The 20413-nt window shown below is 61.1% G+C and carries 19 protein-coding genes; 12 read left to right on the forward strand and 7 right to left on the reverse strand.

What is annotated here, in order from left to right; all coding sequences use genetic code 11:
* Positions 1–685: 685 nt before the first annotated feature.
* Positions 686–3574, forward strand: coding sequence for a ribonucleoside-diphosphate reductase subunit alpha (locus AC2T4A_RS25285; RefSeq protein WP_416750000.1), 2889 nt, complete (start codon positions 686–688; stop codon positions 3572–3574).
* Between the two features lie 196 nt (positions 3575–3770).
* Positions 3771–5018 (forward strand): ribonucleotide-diphosphate reductase subunit beta, encoded by a 1248-nt coding sequence (locus AC2T4A_RS25290; protein WP_045217833.1) that lies wholly within the window; start codon positions 3771–3773, stop codon positions 5016–5018.
* Positions 5019–5138: 120 nt separating this feature from the next.
* On the opposite strand, the gene AC2T4A_RS25295 is transcribed toward AC2T4A_RS25290, so the two are convergent.
* Together AC2T4A_RS25295 and AC2T4A_RS25300 are read right to left on the reverse strand one after the other, a co-directional pair.
* Positions 5139–5714 carry a hypothetical protein gene (locus tag AC2T4A_RS25295; protein ID WP_486742070.1) on the reverse strand — a complete coding sequence of 192 codons (576 nt, stop codon included), beginning with the start codon at positions 5712–5714 and terminating at the stop codon, positions 5139–5141.
* Positions 5715–5752: 38 nt separating this feature from the next.
* The gene (locus tag AC2T4A_RS25300) at positions 5753–6892 is read right to left on the reverse strand and encodes an AAA family ATPase (protein ID WP_486742072.1); all 1140 of its coding nucleotides are present in this window, start codon (positions 6890–6892) and stop codon (positions 5753–5755) included.
* Between the two features lie 296 nt (positions 6893–7188).
* Between AC2T4A_RS25300 and AC2T4A_RS25305 the strand changes: the two genes are divergently transcribed.
* Positions 7189–7587, forward strand: coding sequence for a BRO-N domain-containing protein (locus tag AC2T4A_RS25305; protein WP_486742073.1), 399 nt, complete (start codon positions 7189–7191; stop codon positions 7585–7587).
* A gap of 2049 nt (positions 7588–9636) precedes the next feature.
* Here AC2T4A_RS25305 and ycaC read toward each other — a convergent pair.
* Entirely contained in the window at positions 9637–10266 is a 630-nt protein-coding gene (gene ycaC, locus AC2T4A_RS25310) for an isochorismate family cysteine hydrolase YcaC (RefSeq protein WP_478379835.1), read from the reverse strand.
* A gap of 368 nt (positions 10267–10634) precedes the next feature.
* Between ycaC and AC2T4A_RS25315 the strand changes: the two genes are divergently transcribed.
* Positions 10635–10856, forward strand: a complete 222-nt coding sequence (locus AC2T4A_RS25315; protein ID WP_024763117.1) for a DUF1654 domain-containing protein — start codon at positions 10635–10637, stop codon at positions 10854–10856.
* A gap of 369 nt (positions 10857–11225) precedes the next feature.
* The gene (locus AC2T4A_RS25320; protein ID WP_478379836.1) at positions 11226–11576 is read left to right on the forward strand and encodes a hypothetical protein; all 351 of its coding nucleotides are present in this window, start codon (positions 11226–11228) and stop codon (positions 11574–11576) included.
* A gap of 131 nt (positions 11577–11707) precedes the next feature.
* On the opposite strand, the gene AC2T4A_RS25325 is transcribed toward AC2T4A_RS25320, so the two are convergent.
* Positions 11708–12031: a hypothetical protein gene (locus tag AC2T4A_RS25325; protein WP_486742074.1), complete on the reverse strand. Its 324-nt coding sequence runs from the start codon at positions 12029–12031 to the stop codon at positions 11708–11710.
* A 158-nt stretch (positions 12032–12189) separates the two neighbouring features.
* On the opposite strand from AC2T4A_RS25325, the gene AC2T4A_RS25330 reads away from it, so the two are divergent.
* The 4 genes from AC2T4A_RS25330 to AC2T4A_RS25345 all read left to right on the forward strand — a co-directional run bounded on the left by AC2T4A_RS25330 (position 12190) and on the right by AC2T4A_RS25345 (position 15150).
* Positions 12190–12456 carry a hypothetical protein gene (locus AC2T4A_RS25330; RefSeq protein WP_416752068.1) on the forward strand — a complete coding sequence of 89 codons (267 nt, stop codon included), beginning with the start codon at positions 12190–12192 and terminating at the stop codon, positions 12454–12456.
* Positions 12457–12538: 82 nt separating this feature from the next.
* Entirely contained in the window at positions 12539–13423 is an 885-nt protein-coding gene (locus tag AC2T4A_RS25335) for a LysR family transcriptional regulator (RefSeq protein ID WP_486742075.1), read from the forward strand.
* Positions 13424–13609: 186 nt separating this feature from the next.
* Positions 13610–14446 carry a bifunctional allantoicase/(S)-ureidoglycine aminohydrolase gene (locus AC2T4A_RS25340; RefSeq protein WP_416752062.1) on the forward strand — a complete coding sequence of 279 codons (837 nt, stop codon included), beginning with the start codon at positions 13610–13612 and terminating at the stop codon, positions 14444–14446.
* Between the two features lie 182 nt (positions 14447–14628).
* The gene (locus tag AC2T4A_RS25345) at positions 14629–15150 is read left to right on the forward strand and encodes a hypothetical protein (protein WP_486742076.1); all 522 of its coding nucleotides are present in this window, start codon (positions 14629–14631) and stop codon (positions 15148–15150) included.
* 4 nt (positions 15151–15154) lie between these two features.
* Here AC2T4A_RS25345 and AC2T4A_RS25350 read toward each other — a convergent pair whose 3' ends face one another.
* Positions 15155–16003: a CAP domain-containing protein gene (locus tag AC2T4A_RS25350; RefSeq protein WP_486742077.1), complete on the reverse strand. Its 849-nt coding sequence runs from the start codon at positions 16001–16003 to the stop codon at positions 15155–15157.
* A 242-nt stretch (positions 16004–16245) separates the two neighbouring features.
* Between AC2T4A_RS25350 and AC2T4A_RS25355 the strand changes: the two genes are divergently transcribed.
* The gene (locus AC2T4A_RS25355; protein ID WP_486742078.1) at positions 16246–17688 is read left to right on the forward strand and encodes a sensor domain-containing diguanylate cyclase; all 1443 of its coding nucleotides are present in this window, start codon (positions 16246–16248) and stop codon (positions 17686–17688) included.
* A gap of 7 nt (positions 17689–17695) precedes the next feature.
* Here AC2T4A_RS25355 and AC2T4A_RS25360 read toward each other — a convergent pair whose 3' ends face one another.
* The gene (locus AC2T4A_RS25360; RefSeq protein WP_486742079.1) at positions 17696–17989 is read right to left on the reverse strand and encodes a putative quinol monooxygenase; all 294 of its coding nucleotides are present in this window, start codon (positions 17987–17989) and stop codon (positions 17696–17698) included.
* Positions 17990–18155: 166 nt separating this feature from the next.
* Here AC2T4A_RS25360 and mdaB point away from each other — a divergent pair, with 166 nt between their 5' ends.
* Both mdaB and AC2T4A_RS25370 read left to right on the forward strand, forming a co-directional pair.
* A complete protein-coding gene (gene mdaB, locus AC2T4A_RS25365; protein ID WP_416752051.1) occupies positions 18156–18740 on the forward strand; it encodes an NADPH:quinone oxidoreductase MdaB in 585 nt (194 codons plus the stop codon).
* A gap of 624 nt (positions 18741–19364) precedes the next feature.
* Positions 19365–19646, forward strand: a complete 282-nt coding sequence (locus tag AC2T4A_RS25370) for a peptidylprolyl isomerase (RefSeq protein ID WP_184594568.1) — start codon at positions 19365–19367, stop codon at positions 19644–19646.
* Positions 19647–19728: 82 nt separating this feature from the next.
* Here AC2T4A_RS25370 and AC2T4A_RS25375 read toward each other — a convergent pair whose 3' ends face one another.
* A complete protein-coding gene (locus AC2T4A_RS25375; RefSeq protein WP_416752048.1) occupies positions 19729–20355 on the reverse strand; it encodes a LysE family translocator in 627 nt (208 codons plus the stop codon).
* Positions 20356–20413 lie beyond the last annotated feature (58 nt).

The following is a 20413-nucleotide window of genomic DNA, read 5'->3' on the forward strand; positions in this document are numbered from 1 at the left end:
CGCCACCGGCGTAAGCAGGCATTGCGCGAAAAGGTCAAGGGCTGCTGCGACAGAAACACTACATATTGTGGTAGTGTTCCTCCCCGAGCAGCGCCCCTGACGCGTGTGAAAATTCTCTCGCCAACCACGACGAACGGCGAAAGGCAGTCAGCATCAGGGATTGCGCGAGTTACCCCGCTTCACCCACATTCCATGCACATTTTATCCACAGCTTTTCCCCTTCTCCCCGCCTTGCAAACACCCCCATAGCGCATTATCTTGTATCCCCGTTGCGGTATACCCCTACATCTTGGGGTTGCCACCACGAACCGGACACAAGAAGAAAGTCGAAATCCCGAGCCTGTTCCACGGCTCCTCCGGTTCCACCACAACGTATTCCAGACGTACTGATGTGCCACGCGGCCCAGCCCGCAAGGAGCGATTCATGTCGATGGAAATGCGGTACGGGTGTTGCAACGTAACGTTCAACACCACTAGGTATTGTGGTCCCGGCCCGTAAAGCCGGCACCCGAGTTGGGCCAGGGAGGCGCTTCGGGTCATTCCCCCTGTTCCAGAAGAATTCCAGCTCGCGACTGCAATCGCGGGCGACTGCTCTTTTTGCTCTTTATTTGCACTCCTTGCTTTTGAGAATGGCGCCCCTGGCGTCGGCAACAAACCCATTACGAGAACGTGGAGACAACCACCCATGCAAATCGACACCACTCGCGAGAACCCGCAGGCCAACGCGCCGCAGGCCGCCGAATCCGCACAGGATCTGGCTGCCACCGCGCCCGGCCAGCTGCGCGTGATCAAGCGCAACGGCACCGTAGTTCCCTACACCGATGACAAGATCACCGTAGCCATCACCAAGGCGTTCCTCGCCGTGGAAGGCGGCACCGCCGCCGCCTCGTCGCGCATCCATGAGACCGTGCGCCGCCTGACCGAACAGGTCACCGCGACCTTCAAGCGCCGCATGCCCTCCGGTGGCACCATCCACATCGAAGAGATCCAGGACCAGGTCGAACTGTCCCTGATGCGCGCTGGCGAGCAGAAAGTCGCCCGCGACTACGTGATCTACCGTGAAGCTCGCGCCAACGAGCGCAAGACCGCAGGCGTGGCCAGCGACATCGCCCAGCCGCACCCGAGCATCCGCATCACCAAGGCCGACGGCAGCACCCAGCCGCTGGACATGGGCCGCCTGCAGACCATCATCCGCGAAGCCTGCGAAGGCCTGGCCGAAGTCGATGGCAGCCTGATCGAACGCGAAACCCTGAAGAACCTGTATGACGGCGTCGCCGAGAAGGACGTCAACACCGCCCTGGTGATGACCGCCCGTACCCTGGTCGAGCGCGAGCCGAACTACTCCTACGTCACCGCCCGCCTGCTGATGGACACCCTGCGCGCCGAAGCGCTGGGCTTCCTGGGCGTGGCCGACAGCGCCACTCACCACGAGATGGCCGACCTGTACGCCAAGGCACTGGCCGCCTACGTCGAGAAAGGCTCCGAGTTCGAGCTGATCGACAGCAAGCTCAAAGGCTACGACCTGGCCAAGCTGGGCGCCGCGATCAACCACGAACGCGACCAGCAGTTCACCTACCTCGGCCTGCAGACCCTGTACGACCGCTACTTCATCCACAAGGACGGCATCCGTTTCGAACTGCCGCAGGTCTTCTTCATGCGCGTGGCCATGGGCCTGGCCATCGAAGAGAAGGACCGTGAAGCTCGCGCCATCGAGTTCTACAACCTGCTCTCCTCGTTCGACTACATGTCGTCGACCCCGACCCTGTTCAACGCCGGCACCCTGCGTCCGCAGCTGTCGTCCTGCTACCTGACCACCGTGCCGGACGACCTGTCGGGCATCTACAACGCGATCCACGACAACGCCATGCTGTCGAAATTCGCCGGCGGCCTGGGCAACGACTGGACTCCGGTCCGTGCGCTGGGCTCCTACATCAAGGGCACCAACGGCAAGTCCCAGGGCGTGGTTCCGTTCCTGAAAGTAGTGAACGACACCGCGGTGGCCGTGAACCAGGGTGGCAAGCGCAAGGGCGCCGTCTGCGCCTACCTGGAAACCTGGCACCTGGACATCGAGGAATTCCTCGAGCTGCGCAAGAACACCGGTGACGACCGTCGCCGTACCCACGACATGAACACCGCGAACTGGATCCCGGACCTGTTCATGAAGCGCGTCTTCGACGACGGCAAGTGGACCCTGTTCTCCCCGTCCGAAGTTCCGGACCTGCACGATCTGACCGGCAAGGCCTTCGAAGAGCGCTACGAGTATTACGAAGCCCTGACCGAGTACAACAAGATCAAGGTATTCAAGGTCGTCCAGGCCAAAGACCTGTGGCGCAAGATGCTCTCCATGCTCTTCGAGACCGGCCACCCGTGGCTGACCTTCAAGGACCCGTGCAACCTGCGCAGCCCGCAGCAGCACGTGGGCGTGGTCCACAGCTCGAACCTGTGTACCGAGATCACCCTGAACACCAACAAGGACGAGATCGCGGTCTGCAACCTGGGCTCGATCAACCTGGTCAACCACATCGTCGACGGCAAGCTGGACACCGCCAAGCTCGAGAAGACCGTGAAGACCGCCGTTCGCATGCTCGATAACGTTATCGACATCAACTACTACTCGGTCCCGCAGGCTCGCAACTCGAACCTCAAGCACCGCCCGGTTGGCCTGGGCATCATGGGCTTCCAGGACGCGCTGTACCTGCAGCACATCGCCTACGGCTCCGACGCTGCCATCGAGTTCGCCGACAAGTCCATGGAAGCGGTGAGCTACTTCGCCATCCAGGCTTCCTGTGACCTGGCCGACGAGCGTGGTGCCTATGAGACCTTCGACGGCTCCCTGTGGTCCAAGGGCATCCTGCCGCTGGACTCGCAGCAGATCCTCATCGAAGCCCGTGGCCAGAAGTACATCGACGTCGACCTGACCGAATCCCTCGACTGGGCTCCGGTACGTGCCCGCGTACAGAAAGGCATCCGTAACTCGAACATCATGGCCATCGCGCCGACCGCGACCATCGCCAACATCACCGGCGTATCGCAGTCCATCGAGCCGACCTACCAGAACCTGTACGTGAAATCGAACCTCTCCGGCGAGTTCACCGTGATCAACCCCTACCTGGTTCGCGACCTGAAAGTGCGCGGCCTGTGGGACCCGGTCATGGTCAACGACCTGAAGTACTACGACGGCTCCGTGCAGCAGATCGAGCGCATCCCGCAAGACCTGAAAGACCTGTACGCCACCGCCTTCGAAGTCGAGACCAAGTGGATCGTCGACGCCGCCAGCCGCCGCCAGAAGTGGATCGATCAGGCCCAGTCCCTGAACCTCTACATCGCCGGCGCCTCGGGCAAGAAGCTGGACGTGACTTACCGCATGGCGTGGTTCCGTGGCCTGAAAACCACCTACTACCTCCGTGCCCTGGCCGCCACCAGCACCGAGAAGTCCACCATCAACACCGGCAAGCTCAACGCCGTGTCCGCGGGTGGCAACGATGGCCTGCAGGCCGCAGCCGCCGAGCCGCAACCGGCTCCGGTACCCCAGGCTTGCTCCATCGACAACCCGGACTGCGAAGCCTGCCAATAAGGTGAGCGCGCCGCCTCGGCGGCGCTAACACCGAAACAGCAGACCGCACGGACTGTCCCCTCTCCCTTCGGGAGAGGGCTAGGGAGAGGGGCTTTCAAAAGCCCTCCCCAAGCATCCAAAGCTTTAGCGTGCATCCATCACGCAACCAGACACCAGGCCGCCACAGAGCAGCCCACAGAACCAGGAGAGGAAGCCCATGCTGAGCTGGGACGAATTCGACAAAGAAGACGCCACCGAAGCCAAGGCCGCCCCGGCCGTCGCCCAGGCCGCTGCGCAGAACGCTGACAAACTCGACGCTGACGCCGCAGGCTCCGTCGAAGAAGCACGCGCCGTATCCGCCAACGACTCCGACGCCGTCGCCCGCGCCAAGCAGGCCCTCGACGCCCTGGACATCCAGGAAGGCCTGGACGATCTGGAAGGCTCCGCCGCCCGCGTACAAGTCGGCGACAAGCAGATGATCAACGCCCGTGCCGACCTCAACCAGCTCGTACCCTTCAAGTACGACTGGGCCTGGCAGAAGTATCTGGATGGTTGCGCCAACCACTGGATGCCCCAGGAAGTGAACATGAACGCCGACATTGCCCTGTGGAAGAGCAAGGACGGCCTGTCCGAAGACGAGCGCCGCATCGTCATGCGCAACCTCGGCTTCTTCTCCACTGCCGACTCGCTGGTCGCCAACAACCTGGTGCTGGCCGTCTACCGCCTGATCACCAACCCCGAGTGCCGCCAGTACATCCTGCGCCAGGCCTTCGAGGAAGCGATCCACACCCACGCCTACCAGTACTGCATCGAGTCGCTGGGCATGGATGAAGGCGAAATCTTCAACATGTACCACGAGATTCCTTCGGTCGCGAAGAAAGCCTCCTGGGGCCTGAAGTACACCCGTTCGATTTCCGATCCGAAGTTCGAAACCGGCACCCCGGAAACCGACCGCCAGTTCCTGCGCAACCTGATCGCCTACTACTGCGTCCTGGAAGGCATCTTCTTTTACTGCGGCTTCACCCAGATCCTCTCCATGGGCCGCCGCAACAAGATGACCGGCACCGCCGAGCAGTTCCAGTACATCCTGCGCGACGAATCCATGCACCTGAACTTCGGCATCGACGTGATCAACCAGATCAAGATCGAGAACCCGCACCTGTGGGATGCCCAGATGAAGGACGAGGCTACCCAGATGATCCTCCAGGGCACCCAGCTGGAGATCGAATACGCACGCGACACCATGCCGCGCGGCGTACTGGGCATGAACGCGGCGATGATGGAGGACTACCTCAAGTTCATCGCCAACCGCCGCCTGACCCAGATCGGCCTCAAAGAGGAATACCCGGGCACCAGCAACCCGTTCCCGTGGATGAGCGAAATCATGGACCTGAAGAAGGAAAAGAACTTCTTCGAGACCCGCGTGATCGAGTACCAGACCGGCGGCGCGCTGAGCTGGGACTGACGGAAGTAGTAGCACCACCGCAAGTCAAGACCATTAGAAACGCTGTCACCCGAAATGGAATGTTGGGGCAGTGATTAGAAAGCGAAAAGCCCCGCCTAGTGCGGGGCTTTTTGTTTGAATTCAGTTAAAAAGAATTGAATCCTTAAGATTCAGTAAGTGATCGAAGGTTGCTCCCAAACTGGGAGATGCCGCGCGCGCGCGCTCCAGCGACCAACTTTCCAACACATACTTAGACAAGTTCTCATTATATCCAAGCCCAACTGGCGATGTGCTCCCTCTCTTAGGAAGTATCTCGTCCTTAATTGTCCTTTTTGTCGACCGCCCAACAACTTCCAACAACCTCCACTTGGCTTTCTCTATACTATCAGGGGCGCGAGGTATTACAGTCTTGCTAACCCCTAAAAAATCTGAAAACGACTCCGAGTCGGCCATGATCCACGACTCAACCTCACGAACGGCAACCGCAAAAACCAATCCGTCGGACTTTTCCCCTGGCAACCAACTCTCAAGGAGAGCCTCACGTGACTCCGCACGATCTAGATCAGCAAGCACAATAACAGGCATAAATTTCGCCATTTTATTAAAGCTTACAATCTTTTGCTTCAAATACCCAAAGCCCACTTTCCCAAGACTAGTATGGACATTATAATCCACTGAAATATCAAAAAGAATTTTCCTGAGGACAACCTCACTCAAGTCATCTTCCGTCGCAATAACCACGTCCATATGGGGCCTTAATCAAAAAGTGTTCCCTGAAGAGATAGCTGCGGGCGAGCCTTAGGCAACATAACCTCCGCAACTGTCAATCCGCACTCTAGCATTTTCATTTCGTTACTATCTGGCAAACGAATACGTGTACCTTTATCCGTTGGCTCCAGCAAAAGTACTCCATGCCCATCAATTGGACTCTTAAGCAACGCTTCACTATGGGTACTAAGTAACACTTGCCTGCGCTGTTTTGACTGCCGCTGTATTCGATCGATCATTAGCGGAATCTTTTCGACAATTGCATCATTGAGAGAAAGCTCTGGCTCTTCCAAAAGCAGCAAACTATCTCCATCCATCATCGACCAAAGAAGTCCGATCAAGCGAAGTGTACCGTCTGAGAATTGCTCCTCAGTTTGCCATCCGGCATTTGGCCGCCAATGCTCATAACGAGCCTGAAGATGTGGCTTTCCTGCATCATCCTTAATGAATTGAAGCTCTCTAAACTGTGGCAAAGCAGCTGTTAGCGTTTTTTCAATTCTCTTTAGCCTGCTTACTCTAGTCCTATCATGAGCTCTTGCTATTCGCTCCAAAAAACCTTGACCAAAAGGATCATCCTCCATATTTCTAATGGCAAGTTGATCCCCAAATCGCAGCAATTGAGGAACTAGATGAAGATAGGTTGTTGCCGCAAAGAAATCACATATAGGCCTAAAACCTTTATTTGCATTTATTTGCTCAAGATACGTTTGAGTTAAACGCAAGTCGTCCTTTCTATCTGCAACATCTGGACGAATAAATTGCTTAACATCATCCCGCTCAACATATTCCTCATTGACAATAAGGCGCTGAGCACCCTTTCCTTCACTTTGAAAGGCAAGCGCATAAACCCATTTAGTCGACCCTTCCTCTAGATGAACCTCTATTCTAACAACCGGATCTCTTCTCGCTTGAAGACAACGAAGCTTTTTAATTCCCCCCCTATCGTTTACAGCTTTTTGTAGCCCCCCACCATTAGGCTTTGCGACATCTCGCAAGAATCTAAAAACATCTAAAAAATTTGATTTCCCCGCAGCGTTTGGCCCTAGTAGATAACAGCGATCTTCAAGAGAGACGTCTACTTCTCTAAAATTCAACCAATTCTTTAGTTTGAGCCGTGTTACCTTCATGAAAATTCCCTTTAAAGCCTTGCCAATTTTCTAATAAGGATTCTGACAAATCAGTCACATTCCATTTAAACACTAGCGCCTACATCCTTCAACGGCACTCATCTCACCTTGCACTCCGCGGATGCTACTGTTAAGAGTCACTCTGCGCCTAAGAAACGCTTCACATAGCGGCAATACTGCTCCCGAAAGCAGCGGTGTACCCATTGAGGAAATGGATATGCCCGTCCCCCTTTGTCTTCGCCCCGAAGGCGCTTCGCTATACCCACCCTCTTCCTCCTCCATCCCGGAGGTGCGTCATGTCTGAAGAGTTCCTGATCCCCACCGAATTCATCCGCCACAAGCGCCTGCTGCGCGCCGTGCTGCTGGAAGACCAGTGCTGGTTCTGCGCCCACGACCTGGGGCGGCTGATCGGTTCGCCTTACCTGGCCGAGCGCGTGGAGCGCAACCTGGACGACGACCAGTTCCGCCGCGCCTGGGTGCGCGATGGCAATGGCGAATATGTCGATGAGCTGCTGATCAGCGAGTCGGGCGCCTATGCCGCGTTGATCCACTACTTCCATCCGGAGAATCGCAGCGTGCGGCAGTGGTTGTCGCAGCAAGTGATTCCGACGTTGCGCGACCAGCACCGCACCGACCTGGGCGAGCCGCGCCGGGAAATGCTGCGTGGGCCGACGGAGTCGATGTCGGTGTTGTGAGGTGGCAAAGCGTGTTGTGGGTGCCGTATCGGCAATGGCCGGAGTTGAGTGCCCGGCTGGAGGGTGGTGCGTAGGATGGTGTGGAGCGGAGCGATACCCATCGCTCTGCTCTTCCCTTCGCTGCGCTGGTCTTTCGTAGGAGCGGACTTTGTCCGCGATGTGTATGCCTCGCGCCTTGGTTTCCCGCGTCGCGCCGGCGTGCGCGCGGGCTTTTTGTTTCGCCCCCTCGGGCGAGTTACTTTCTCAAACGCCAGAAAGTAACCAAAGGGCTTGCCCCTGCATCCGGCTTTTCGCTTCGCGAAAAGTACCCTCGGTTCTTCGGAGTTTCAGGGGGCCGCCGCGAAGGGCCATCCATGGCCAGTCGCGGCTTCCGCGGCATCCATGCCGCTCTCCCCCTGAAACTCCGATCACCTTCGGCCTCCTGAAAGGAGCACTCGGCGCGTGCGGCTGTTTCTCTGGAAGACTCACAAAAAGCCAAAGCGAGAGCCGGAGTCGGGGCTGAAGCCCGCAACTTTGTAGGAGCGAGCTTGCTCGCGAACCGCACTCTGCCGCCGCTCGGCAATGGCTGATCGGGCGGCGCTCCGCGAGATTGCGACGCCCATCGCTGTGGGTGGTGTGCATTGATGGGTATCGCTGCGCTCCACGCCATCCTACGTTCGTGCTAAGCCGTGATTGCGATGTGGATGGAAACTCCAGGCGCAGGCGAAATCCGTTGGTGCGAAGACCGCGACTGTACAGATCTGGCTTTGGCTTTGGCTTTGGCTTTGGCTTTGGCTTTGGCTTTGGCTTGATAAGTTTTCCAGAGAAACCTCCGCGTACTCCGAACCGCCCCGTTCAGGAGGCCTCGTTGAATTGAAGTTTCAGGAGTTGAGCGACATGGATGTCGCGAGAGCGGCGATGGGCCAGGGATGGCCCTTCGCCGCGTGCCCCTGAAACTTCAATTCAACGAGGGAATTTTTCGCCTAGGCGAAAAACCGGATGTCCGGGGCAAGACCTTTGGTTACTTTGCGTCGTTTGGCAAAGTGACTCGCCCGAGGGGGCGAAACGAGAGGCCGGCGCGCACGCCAACGCGACGCGGGAAACCAAGGCGCGAGGCAGACACATCGCGGACGGAGTCCGCTCCTACGGCAAAGCACCGTGCCACGCAGTTCGCGAGCAAGCTCGCTCCTACAGGTAAGGGCTACTTCTGTTTGCTTTTGAAGTTTTCCAGAGCGACTTCCGAGCACTCCGAACTGCCCCGTTCAGGAGGCCTCGTTGGATTGGAGTTTCAGGGGTTGAGCGACATGGATGTCGCGAGAGCGCTGTCGGGCCAGGGATGGCCCGTCAGCGCGGGCTCCTGAAACTTCGATTCAACGAGGGAATTTTTCGCCTAGGCGAAAAACCGGATGTCCGGGGCAAGACTTTTTGGTTCCTTTTGTGGCGTTTGACAAAAGGGACTCGCCCGAGGGGGCGAAACGAGAGGCCGGCGCGCACGCCGACGCGACGCAGGAAACCAAGGCGCGAGGCAGAGACATCGCGGACGGAGTCCGCTCCTACGACAAAGCACCGTGACACGCGGTTCGCGAGCAAGCTCGCTCCTACAGGTAAGGGCTACTTCTGTTTGCTTTTGAAGACTTCCAAAGCGACTTCCGAGCACTCCGGACCGCCCCGTTCAGGAGGCCTCGTTGAATTGGAGTTTCAGGGGTTGAGCGACATGGATGTCGCGAGAGCGCTGTCGGGCCAGGGATGGCCCGTCAGCGCGGGCTCCTGAAACTTCGATTCAACGAGGGAATTTTTCGCCTAGGCGAAAAACCGGATGTCCGGGGCAAGACTTTTTGGTTCCTTTTGTGGCGTTTGACAAAAGGGACTCGCCCGAAGGGGCGAAACGAGGGGCCGACGCGCACGACGCTGCGACGCGGGAAACCAAGGCGCGGGGCAGAGACATCGCGGACGGAGTCCGCTCCTACGACAAAGCACCGTGCCACGCAGTTCGCGAGCAAGCTCGCTCCTACAAAAAAAGCAAAAAACCGGAGCCTCACGGGAGGCTCCGATTTTCATTTCAGCGGACTGTTACTTGCCAGCAGTCAGCGTGCTGTAGGCAGTGATCAGGTTGCGGTAATCCGGAATGTGGTTGGAGCACAGCGCCGCCAGCCCTTCGATATCGTTACGCCAGTCGCGGTGCAGCTCACAGGCCACGCCGAACCAGGTCATCAGCTGCGCACCGGCCGCTTCCATCCGGCGCCAGGCGGCGTCGCGGGTCATCTCGTTGAAGGTGCCGGAAGCATCCGCAACCACGAACACATCGAAGCCTTCCGCCAGGGCCGACAGCGCCGGGAACGCCACGCACACCTCGGTCACCACACCAGCGATGATCAGCTGCTTCTTGCCGGTGGCCTTCACCGCCTTGACGAAGTCCTCGTTGTCCCAGGCGTTGATCTGGCCGGGGCGGGCAACGTACGGCGCGTCCGGGAACTGCGCTTTCAGTTCGGGCACCAGCGGGCCGTTGGGGCCGGTTTCGAAGCTGGTGGTGAGGATGGTCGGCAGGTTGAAGAACTTCGCCAGGTCACCCAGCGCCAGCACGTTGTTCTTGAACTTGTCCGGATCGATGTCGCGGACCAGCGAGAGCAGACCGGCCTGGTGGTCGACCAGCAGTACGGCGGCGTTGTCTTTGTCCAGGCGGTTGTAGGTGGCGTTGGTCATGGTGAAATCCTCGATTTGCTTTCAGTGGGTGCCGGCTGGGCCGGAAGGTTTTGGACTCGTTTGCAGTGCGTCACTGCATGGGAAGAGAGATTAATTTCGACACCCTTGCTGCACCAGATGGCAAAAATCGCTTCTAGCGTTCCATTTTCAGAACGACCAAGACCCAGGAATTCTCAATCCCACAGCGCTCAAGGGCTGTGCCCCGATACGAGCAATGCAACGCCCCGCCAATACCCCGAAGTACTGCGCCAGAGCCGTCCCGTTTCGCGTCCGACCGAACCCCATCTACCGACGGTCACGCAGGGCTTTACAAGAAATACTGTATTTACATACAGTATTTTCCATCCACCCCGAACTGGAGGCCCCCCATGCACGCCGCAACCTACAACCAGCTTTCCGCCCGCGTGAACGCCCTGCTGGCAGACCCGACCACCCTGAAGAACCTCGGCATCACCCTGCGCCGCGAACCCAGCGACGACTCCGCCGCCTGGAGCCAACTGGTCACCGACCTGCGCCAGGCCCCGAACCTCACCCTGCTGCCCTTGCAGGACGGCGCGATTCGCCTGGCGTGGCATAGCTGGCTGGATTGAGCAGCCAGCCCGACCCACTGAAAGATTTGTGAATTGCGTAGTAGCCGCATGCCATCCCTCCAGGCAGAATCCAGCGCAACAACCGGGATTTCAGGGACGAAACTCCATGGCACAGCCAATCATGCAGCGGCTTCATGCGCAGACCCGTTGGCCCTGCGCAGCGAAGCGATGGCCCTGTATCCCGACCGTTCCCGGCCACTCTCCTGAACTTCCCCAACGGCGCCCATTGCCGGCGCTGAACACTGATCGATGAACGAAGAACCTCGCCCTTGTGCGGGGCATTTTCGTTGGTGAATCCGACTTGGTTGCACCAGACGCGGCGCTGGATGAACGCCGCCATCCTCAAACCTGTAGAACGGAGTCTGCCCCATGCACCTGCGCACCACCCTGCTCGCCCTCAGCCTGGCCCTGACCGGCAGCGCCCACGCCCTCGAACTGAATGAAGCGCAATCCCGCTACCAGGGCGCCGTCACCTGCATCGATCGCCTCTTCTATGACGGCGGCTACGACGAAGGCGACGCCCAGCGCATCGCACTGATCAATGAATTCCTCAGCCATAACAAACTCCCCGCCTACGACCAGGCCGCCTACGACCAGGCTCAACAGAAAGGCACGCAGATCGACACCCCGGCCTTCATGGCAGGCTACGAACTCTGTAATGAAGTGGACTACGTGACAGCGCTGGGCAAGCGCCACGGGCGGGAGCTGCCGGAAGAGTGACAGCGCCATTCGCTCCGCCGCACAGGCCGGCGGGGCGCCCCCCCAAGGAATCGCGCAAACACGGCCCGCATCTGAAGCGGAAAGTCATTGGGGGTACAGGATGGACCACGAACCTCCCATCCCGGCGAGACTTATGGCGCCCCTATCCGCGCCGTATCGGCGATGGCATTGCAGGTTTCGGGGTTGAGGCAGTAGGTGATGTAGGTCGCCTGCTTGTTACAACCGCGCACGCCGATGGTGTACTCGGTGCGCTCCATGGCGCGGCGGACGCTGGTGACCTTGCTCGACAGCACGCTGCTGGTCACCGCTTCGCAGTTCATCTCGAACTTCGCACGCGACTCGGTGGCCTTGATCGCGGCCTGTTGGTTCGAAGCGAGGAACTCTTCATTGCTCATGCAGCCGGACAACGTGGCAACAGCAGCCAGCACCGGCAGGGACAGCGGTAGACGTTTCATGATGACGCTCTCCGTGTGGTTCCCCCGGATATGGTCAGCTTCTGCAGTCTAGATTGCGCTGCAGGAAACGTCCGGCGTGCAGTCCGTCGGTTGATAAGGCGTAACGCCACCACACCTCTACGCTCACCACTGAGGGTATTGCAGTGGAGCGACGCGTGATGAATCTCGACGACGATTTCGACCTCAGTGACTTCAATTTCGACGATCTGAACAGCGACGAACTCAGCCTGGTTCCCCTGGAACCCGCTGCCACGCCCGTCGCGGCGATGCCGATGAAAGCCAAGTTCCAGATCGACACCCGCCACGGCGAACGCCGCTGCAGCGCCGACCGACGACAAACCATTCGCTTCGAAGACGACCGCCGCAAAGGCGATCGGCGCGGCGGTGGCGTGAACGATCCCTGGGCGAAGACTGTCGACTTCTGAGCGAAGCTGACGCCAGGTGATTTGCCGGGGCTCGGGCTGAGCTGTTAGAAAGCGGTATCGCATTCAGATTTCAGATACCGCCATGAGCGACAGTGACAAACCAAATACCCGCCTCTTCGACCTCGACCTGCTCCGCGCCATCGTCACGGTGGCCGACTGTGGCAGTTTCACCACAGCCGCCGCGCGCCTGCATTCGACCCAGTCCACGGTCAGCCAGAAGATCCGCCGGCTGGAAGAGATGGCCGGGCATCGCCTGCTCGAACGTGGCAATCGTGATGTGCTGCCCACCGATGCCGGCGATACGCTGCTGGGTTACGCGCGGCGCCTGCTGGCGTTGAATGACGAGATGGTCGAGGCGCTATCCGGCGCGACCGTGGCGTTGACGGTACGCATCGGCGTGCCGGATGACTTCGCCACCGGGCGCACCACCGAACAGCTGGCTGCGTTCAACCGCCGTTATCCACAGGTGAAGCTGGAGGTCACCAGCGGGTTGAGCCGCGACCTGTCCGCCAGCTACGACCGCGGTGAGCTGGACCTGGTGCTGCTCAAGCAACGGCAGAACGCCCGCGAGGCGGTGGCTTGCTGGCCAGAGAAGACGCGCTGGGTGGACAGCGCGAAGAATGCCTGCATCGAGCTGGACCCGCTGCCCATCGTTACCTTCCCGCCGCGCGGGGTGTACCGCGACGAGATGATCGCTGCGCTGGAATCCATCGGCCGGCGCTGGCACATCAGCTTCACCAGCTCGAGCCTTTCCGGCATCCAGTCGGCCATCGCCGATGGCATGGGCATTGGTCTGTTGCCACAGCGCGCGGTGACAGCAGAGCATGCCGTGCTGCCGAAGAATACCGGGCTACCCTCGGTGGATATGTTCGAAGTGGCGATGCTGCACCGTCCGGCAGTCGACCCGATGGTGAAGGAGCTGGCGCGGGTGCTGGCGCGAGTTCTGGCCCAGGACACGCGAGCCTGAGTGCGTCATGTGCGCATTTACAAATCGAATACAGCGGATTCCAACATTTAATTTGTGCATGAACACGCCGCTGGATATCGTGGCTTCCAGCGACAGACAGCGCACCGACAAACGCGCCGCTCTGCACGAATTGCTCACCACGGCGCGCACGCGCCGGGCAGCAAGACAACAATGAGGAACCAACCCATGGCCAAATCCACCTATTACGCGCCGCACGGCGGGCACCCGGCACAGACCGAGCTGCTCACCGACCGCGCCATGTTCACCGAAGCCTATGCCGTGATCCCCAAGGGCGTGATGCGTGACATCGTCACCAGCCACCTGCCCTTCTGGGACAACATGCGTATGTGGGTCATCGCCCGTCCGCTGTCGGGCTTCGCCGAGACCTTCTCGCAGTACATCGTCGAGCTGGCGCCCCAGGGCGGCAGCGACAAGCCCGAGCAGGACATCAACGCCGAAGCGGTGCTGTTCATCGTCGAAGGCGAGCTGACCCTGACCCTGCAGGGCGAAGTACACAAGATGCAGCCGGGCGGCTACGCGTTCATTCCGCCGGGCGCCGACTACAAGGTGCGCAACACCACTGGCCAGCACACCCGCTTCCACTGGATTCGCAAGCACTACCAGAAAGTCGACGGCGTACCGCTGCCCGAAGCCTTCGTCACCAACGAGCAGGACATCGAGCCGCGCGTCATGCCGGACACCGAAGGCCGCTGGAGCACCACCCGCTTCGTCGACATGGCCGACATGCGCCACGACATGCACGTGAACATCGTCAACTTCGAGCCGGGCGGCGTGATCCCGTTCGCCGAGACCCACGTGATGGAGCACGGCCTGTACGTACTGGAAGGCAAGGCGGTGTACCGCCTGAACCAGGACTGGGTCGAGGTGGAAGCCGGCGACTTTATGTGGCTGCGCGCCTTCTGCCCGCAGGCCTGCTACTCCGGTGGCCCCGGTCGCTTCCGCTACCTGCTGTACAAGGATGTGAACCGCCACATGCGCCTGACCCTGAACCAGGCGCACTGAGTGCAAGGTTCAGGCGGGAACTGACTGAGGTTTCCGCTGCGACACATGAAAAACCGGCGCCCTGGCGCCGGTTTTTCCTTTTCGGCACCCCGAGCCGTGACCGACATCGCGTGGCAAGTGGTGCTCAGTCTGCTAAAAGGTCTGGCTGGAAATCGTTTTGCAGTCGTCGAGGAAAGATGCACATGGATGTCCGGTTCCTGCCGCAGACCGAGTTCGACAACGTCCATTTCTATCGCGCCGCCACCCTGCTGATCCTGCTGGCGATGGCCACCTTCACCCTGATCAAGATGTTCAGTGGCGTGGTCAGCCTGTTCTCCGCCCTGCCCCTCTGCCTGCTGCTGCTCGGCGCGCGCTTCGCCGTGGAATGGCTGCGCGTCTCGCGGGCGGAACCGGCCTTCATCGAGAAGGGCGAGCTGGTGCTGTGCGGCAACGAGAGTCACCGGCAGATCGCGCTGGAGAAGATCAGTTCGGTGCGCAGCCGCCACAGCCTGTTCATGGTGCGACGCTATCGCTCCTGGTCGGAGCACCTGGCGTTCATGGAATTCACGCTGGACAGCGGCGAGCGCGTCTCCACCCTCGCCGAGAGCCGCGTGTTCGAACTGCCGGCCGCCTCGGGCACCCTGGCGGCGGTCGAGGCGGCCATCCTCGCGGCGAAGGTGAAGCGCCAGGCCACCGAGCCCGGCGCGACCAGCGGCGGTCGATGATGGCTCAGGGCGAGCCGAACATCGCCGTCCAGTAGATGCCCGCGTCGCTCTTCGGGTCTGCCGCGTAGGCCGCGCCCAGTTCGCTGTACTGCGGATTCATCAGGTTGGCGCAATGGCCGGGGCTGGCCAGCCAGCTCTCCACCACCTTCTGCGCGTTGCCCTGCCCGGCGGCGATGTTCTCGCCAATGCGCTGGCCGGCATAGCCGTCCAGCTCAGCGCGGTCGCCCGGCGTGCTGCCGTCGCGGCCCTTGTGATCGAAGTAGTTGTTGTTGGCCATGTCGCGGCTGTGCGCTTCGGCGGTGCCGCCCAGGGTAGCGTTCCAGCTCAGCGCACCGGCCGGGCCGAAGGCTTGCCCGCCGCACTGGCGCGCCGTGCCGCGAGCGCGGTTGATCGCCTGCAGCAACTGCTGCCCCTCGGCCTCCCAGGTGCCCAGCTTGGCCTGCAGCAGCGGGCGGCCGAGCAGGATGCGCCAGTCATCGCCCTCGCGCTTGATCCCCACGTCGACGAACTGCGGGTCCAGCAGTACCTGGCAGAAGCTTTCCTGCAAGGCCTTCATGGCCGCCGTCACATCGCGCGGGCCGGTGAGGCTGAGCATGCGCACGCTGCTCATCGGATAGCCGGCCTGGTTCAGGGCGGCCTTCCACTCCCCTGCCGATGCCGGCAGCGCCAGGCGCGAATCCGGCGACAGCGGCGGCAGCGCCTGGGAGGCCTGGCCGCCACAGGACTGCACTTCACCCCGGTAGGCGTTGATGGCTTCGAGCAGTTGATCCTGGTCTGCCGCGCTGGCGCCGACGGCGGCCAGCAGGCCGAGCGACAACAACAGGCTACGCGGAAGGAACGACTGGCTGGGCATGGACGGCTCCGATGGTCGAAAAGGGCTCAATGATGCGTGATTTCTCGGCATTTGGCTGCGCCTGCAGCGATCAGGTTCCCTTGGCGGAAAAACCTGGAAAAGGTTGCACAACTCTCAGCACGATAAATTGCCTCGCGGCCTGACATAGCGCAAAGGGGCTTCGAACTGCCGTTGTATGCCACCCGACATATCGGACAATTCAGGAACCTGAACGATTTCCGAGCCATGGTGGGAGGTATGCAGTGCTCAAACCGATTCGCGTTTTCTGCTTGACCTTCCTGCTGGCGGTGCTCGCCTCGCTGCTGGCCGGCTGGCATATGCTGCAGATGAAGCAGGATGCGCTGGCCTACGCCCACGCCAGCGGCAAGAACACCCTGCTGCTGGTGGAGCGCGAGTTCCATCGCGACCTGGATGTGCATGCGCAGACGCTGCTGACACTCTCCAATGTCATCACCGGCCCGACAACACCGGACCTGTCACAGCAGGTCCTGCAGGAACTGGTCGAAGGCCACGCCGCCGGCTCGATGCACGCGGGCACGCTCGTGGTGACCGACGCCCAGGGCCAGTTGCTGGCGGACCTGAACCATGCCGGCGAGTCCAGCCGCGACCTGTCGATGCGCGATTACTTCACGCGAGCACAGGGCAATCCTGGTCGACTGTTCCTCAGTCATCCCTTCATGCCGTCCTATCCGGGCTCCTCAGTCAGCACCGCGCTCAGCCGTGCGGTGATCAACAAGGATGGCCAGTTCGTCGGCGTGGTCGCCGCGATCAAGGAGCTGCAGCACCTGGAGTCCTTCGTGCGTGGCCTGGACCTCGGCAAGCACGGGGTGATCTCCATCCGTCTGCTCGATGGCAGCGTCCTGGCCCAATGGCCGGCGGACCCACAGCGCTGCACCGAGGAAGAGGCATCGACCTTCCGCGAGTTCGTTGACAGCGGTCGAGCCGACTACTTCCGCCAGCAAAGCAGCGCATCCAACGCCTACTGGCGCGGCTACCGACGCATCGGTGACTACCAGGCAGTGGTATCGGTGGAGCTGTGCCGCGAAGCGATCCTCAACACCTGGACCGCGCGCACCTGGATCACCAGCGGCTTGCTGGTCGGGATCAACGCCGCCACCCTTTTCTTTGCTTATCGCCTGACACGCCACCTGCGCCGCCGCGACGCCAAGGAAAGCCATCTGCGCAACCAGGCCGACACCGACCCGCTGACCAGCCTGCACAACCGTCGCTGGTTCGATGAGAAGGCGCAGCAGGAATGGCAGCACCGCCGCGCCGGAGACGGCCACCTGGCGGTACTGATGATGGATATCGACCAGTTCAAGGCCTACAACGACCACTACGGCCACCCGCGTGGCGACCTGGCACTGATCAGCGTGGCGCATCTGGTGCGCAAGGGCTGCCGCCGCGAAGAAGATGGCGCCGCGCGCTATGGCGGCGAAGAGTTCGTGATGATCCTCCCCGGCTGCGACAGTGCCGCCGCCGCGCGGGTCGCCGAGTCTATCCGCCGCGAGGTGGAAGAAACCGCGCTGCCCCACGAAAAGAGCCAGCGCGGCGTGGTGACCATCAGCATCGGCGTGGCCAGCACCTCCGACACCGAGGCCCAGAGCATCGAGGCGTTGATCGCCGCGGCGGACGCCAATCTCTACAAGGCCAAGGAAGGCGGGCGCAACCGGGTGGTGGCCTGAGCGCCGGTCAGCGCGGTTGCATGACCTCGACTTCCTGGATATCGAAATCGCGGCGCAGGTACTCCATGCGCCGCTCGTGGAACTCGCGCATGTGCGGCAACGAGGAGTGGATGGCCAGGTGTTCGCGGCTCTGCCAGACCTCGAAGAAGGTGAACAGGGTCGGGTCGCTGGCGTCGCGCAGCATGTGGTAGTGGATGCAGCCTTCCTCGGCGCGGCTGGGGGTCAGGTAGGCACGGAACAGGTCCTCAAAAGCCTGGGATTTTTCCGGAAGCGTGTGGGCCTGGAGGATGAAGGCGTACATCGGATGGGCATTCCTTGTGGATGGAAAGATTGCCTAATCCTGACGCAAATCAATCCTGCGTATTTTTGAATCTCACGCACGGATCATTTGTCCGAAATCGGGTTTTTCCACCCTGCTCCGCCCGATATTCTGCCGCCATCCAATTTCTCACTTCAGGGCCCACACCATGAAAAAGATCCTGCTGATCAATGGCGGCAAACAGTTCGCCCATTCTGACGGCCGCTACAACGCCACCCTGCACGAAGCCGCCATCGCGCATTTGGACCACGCCGGATTCGACGTGAAGGAAACCTTCATCGACGGCGGCTACGACATCCAGGAAGAAGTGCAGAAAATGCTCTGGGCCGACGTCATCGTCTACCAGATGCCCGGCTGGTGGATGGGCGCGCCCTGGACCGTCAAGCAGTACCTCGACGAGGTATTCACCGCCGGCCACGGCAGTCTCTACGCCAACGACGGCCGCACCCGTTCCGATTCGTCGCAGAAGTACGGCAGCGGCGGGCTGCTGCAAGGCAAGCAGTACATGATCTCGGCCACCTGGAACGCCCCGCAGCAGGCCTTCGACGACCCGACTGATTTCTTCGAGGGCAAGGGTGTGGACGCTGTGTACTTCCCCTTCCACAAGGCCAACCAGTTCCTGGGCATGAGCCCGCTTCCGACCTTCCTCTGCGTGGACGTAATGAAACGCCCGAACATCGAGGGCGACGTGCAGCGCTACCAGCAGCACCTGAGCGAGGTGTTTGGCGCCTGAGGGCAGTGTTTGCGTAGGAGCGGACTCTGTCCGCGATGAACTCACGGCGGCTCTGGAGGTGGCGGTTCGCGAGCAAGCTCGCTCCTACAGGGATGGCTTCGGCGTGGGGCTTCTGTCGGGGCGGGTTGGAGCGGACTCTGTCCGTGATGCACTCCCGGTGGCTCTGGAGGTGGGCGGTTCGCGAGCAAGCTCGCTCCTACAGGGATGGCTTCGGCGTGGGGCTTCTGTCGGGGCGGGTTGGAGCGGACTCTGTCCGTGATGCACTCCCGGTGGCTCTGGAGGTGGGCGGTTCGCGAGCAAGCTCGCTCCTACAGGGATGGCTTCGGCGTGGGGCTTCTGTCGGGGCGGGTTGGAGCGGACTCTGTCCGCGATGAACTCACGGCGGCTCTGGGGATGGGTGGTTCGCGAGCAAGCTCGCTCCTACAGGGATGGCTTCGGCGTGGGGGCTTTTTGTAGGAGCGAGCTTGCTCGCGAACGAACGCTCCGGCAGTTGCAGCGCTGGACAGATCACGGACAGCGTCCACCTCTACACCATCCGCCCTACCATTGGGCAACCGGCATTGGGTTCGCCAGCGGAATCGGCTAGGCTTCGCCCTTTCCTACTGCCTGTTCAGGAGTTATCCCATGGCCCGTGCATCCGCCCGTCACATCCTGGTTTCCAGCGAAGCCAAGTGCAATGAACTCAAAACCGCCATCGAAGGCGGCGCCGATTTCGCCCAGGTGGCGCGCGACAACTCCACCTGCCCGTCCGGCCGCAGCGGCGGCGACCTGGGCAGCTTCCGCCCGGGCCAGATGGTTCGCGAGTTCGATCAGGTCGTGTTCAGCGCGCCGCTGAATGTCGTCCAGGGTCCGGTGAAGACCCAGTTCGGCTACCACCTGGTTGAAGTGACCAGCCGCGAGGACTGATCCGCTTTGCCCGCGCCGCGCCCGTCTCCGGGGGCGGCGCCTGCTCTCCTTCCCGCTCGACTTTTCGCTCAAGTTCCCCGCGTCACACTGGCCCGCCTCGGGCCACCAGCATCACTCCCAGCCCCACCAGAATCGAACCGCACACCCGCGGCATCACCCGCTGCCCGCGCCCCTGCCCCAGCACGCCCAGCAGCAGCGAGGCGAACAGCACGGCGAGCACGTCGGCGGTGGAAAACACCAGGTTGACGATCATCCCGAGGATGAAGAACTGCAGGCCCACCGGCAGGCTGGCGGCCGGGTCGACGAACTGCGGCAGAAAGGTGAGGAAGAACAGCGCCGTTTTGGGATTGAGTATCTCCACGACCATGCTGTCGCGCAGCACCTTCGGCCGGGTTTCCACGCCCTCGCCGTGCTCGGACCGGCGACGGCCGAAGATCATCGAGCCGCCGAGCCAGATCAGGTAGGCGGCCCCCGCCAGCTTCAGCGCAAGGTAGAGATTGGGCGCGTGGTGCAGTAACGCGGCGAGCCCGGCGCTGGCGGCGAAGATGTGTACATAGCAGCCCAGGTGAATACCCAGCGCGGCGTGCAGTCCGGCGCGGCGGCCGTGGGCGAGGGTCTGCGAGGTCATGTAGAGAATGGCCGGGCCGGGCATGCAGGCGAAGGCCAGCGTCGCCACAGCGAACGAGGCCCAATAGGCAGGCAGTGTCATGGTGTGATCCTTCCCTTGATCGGGTATCGGCCGACGCGCATCAACGTGGCGTCTGGTC

It is taken from the genome of Pseudomonas sp. PVC-3-1 (genome assembly GCF_057444315.1).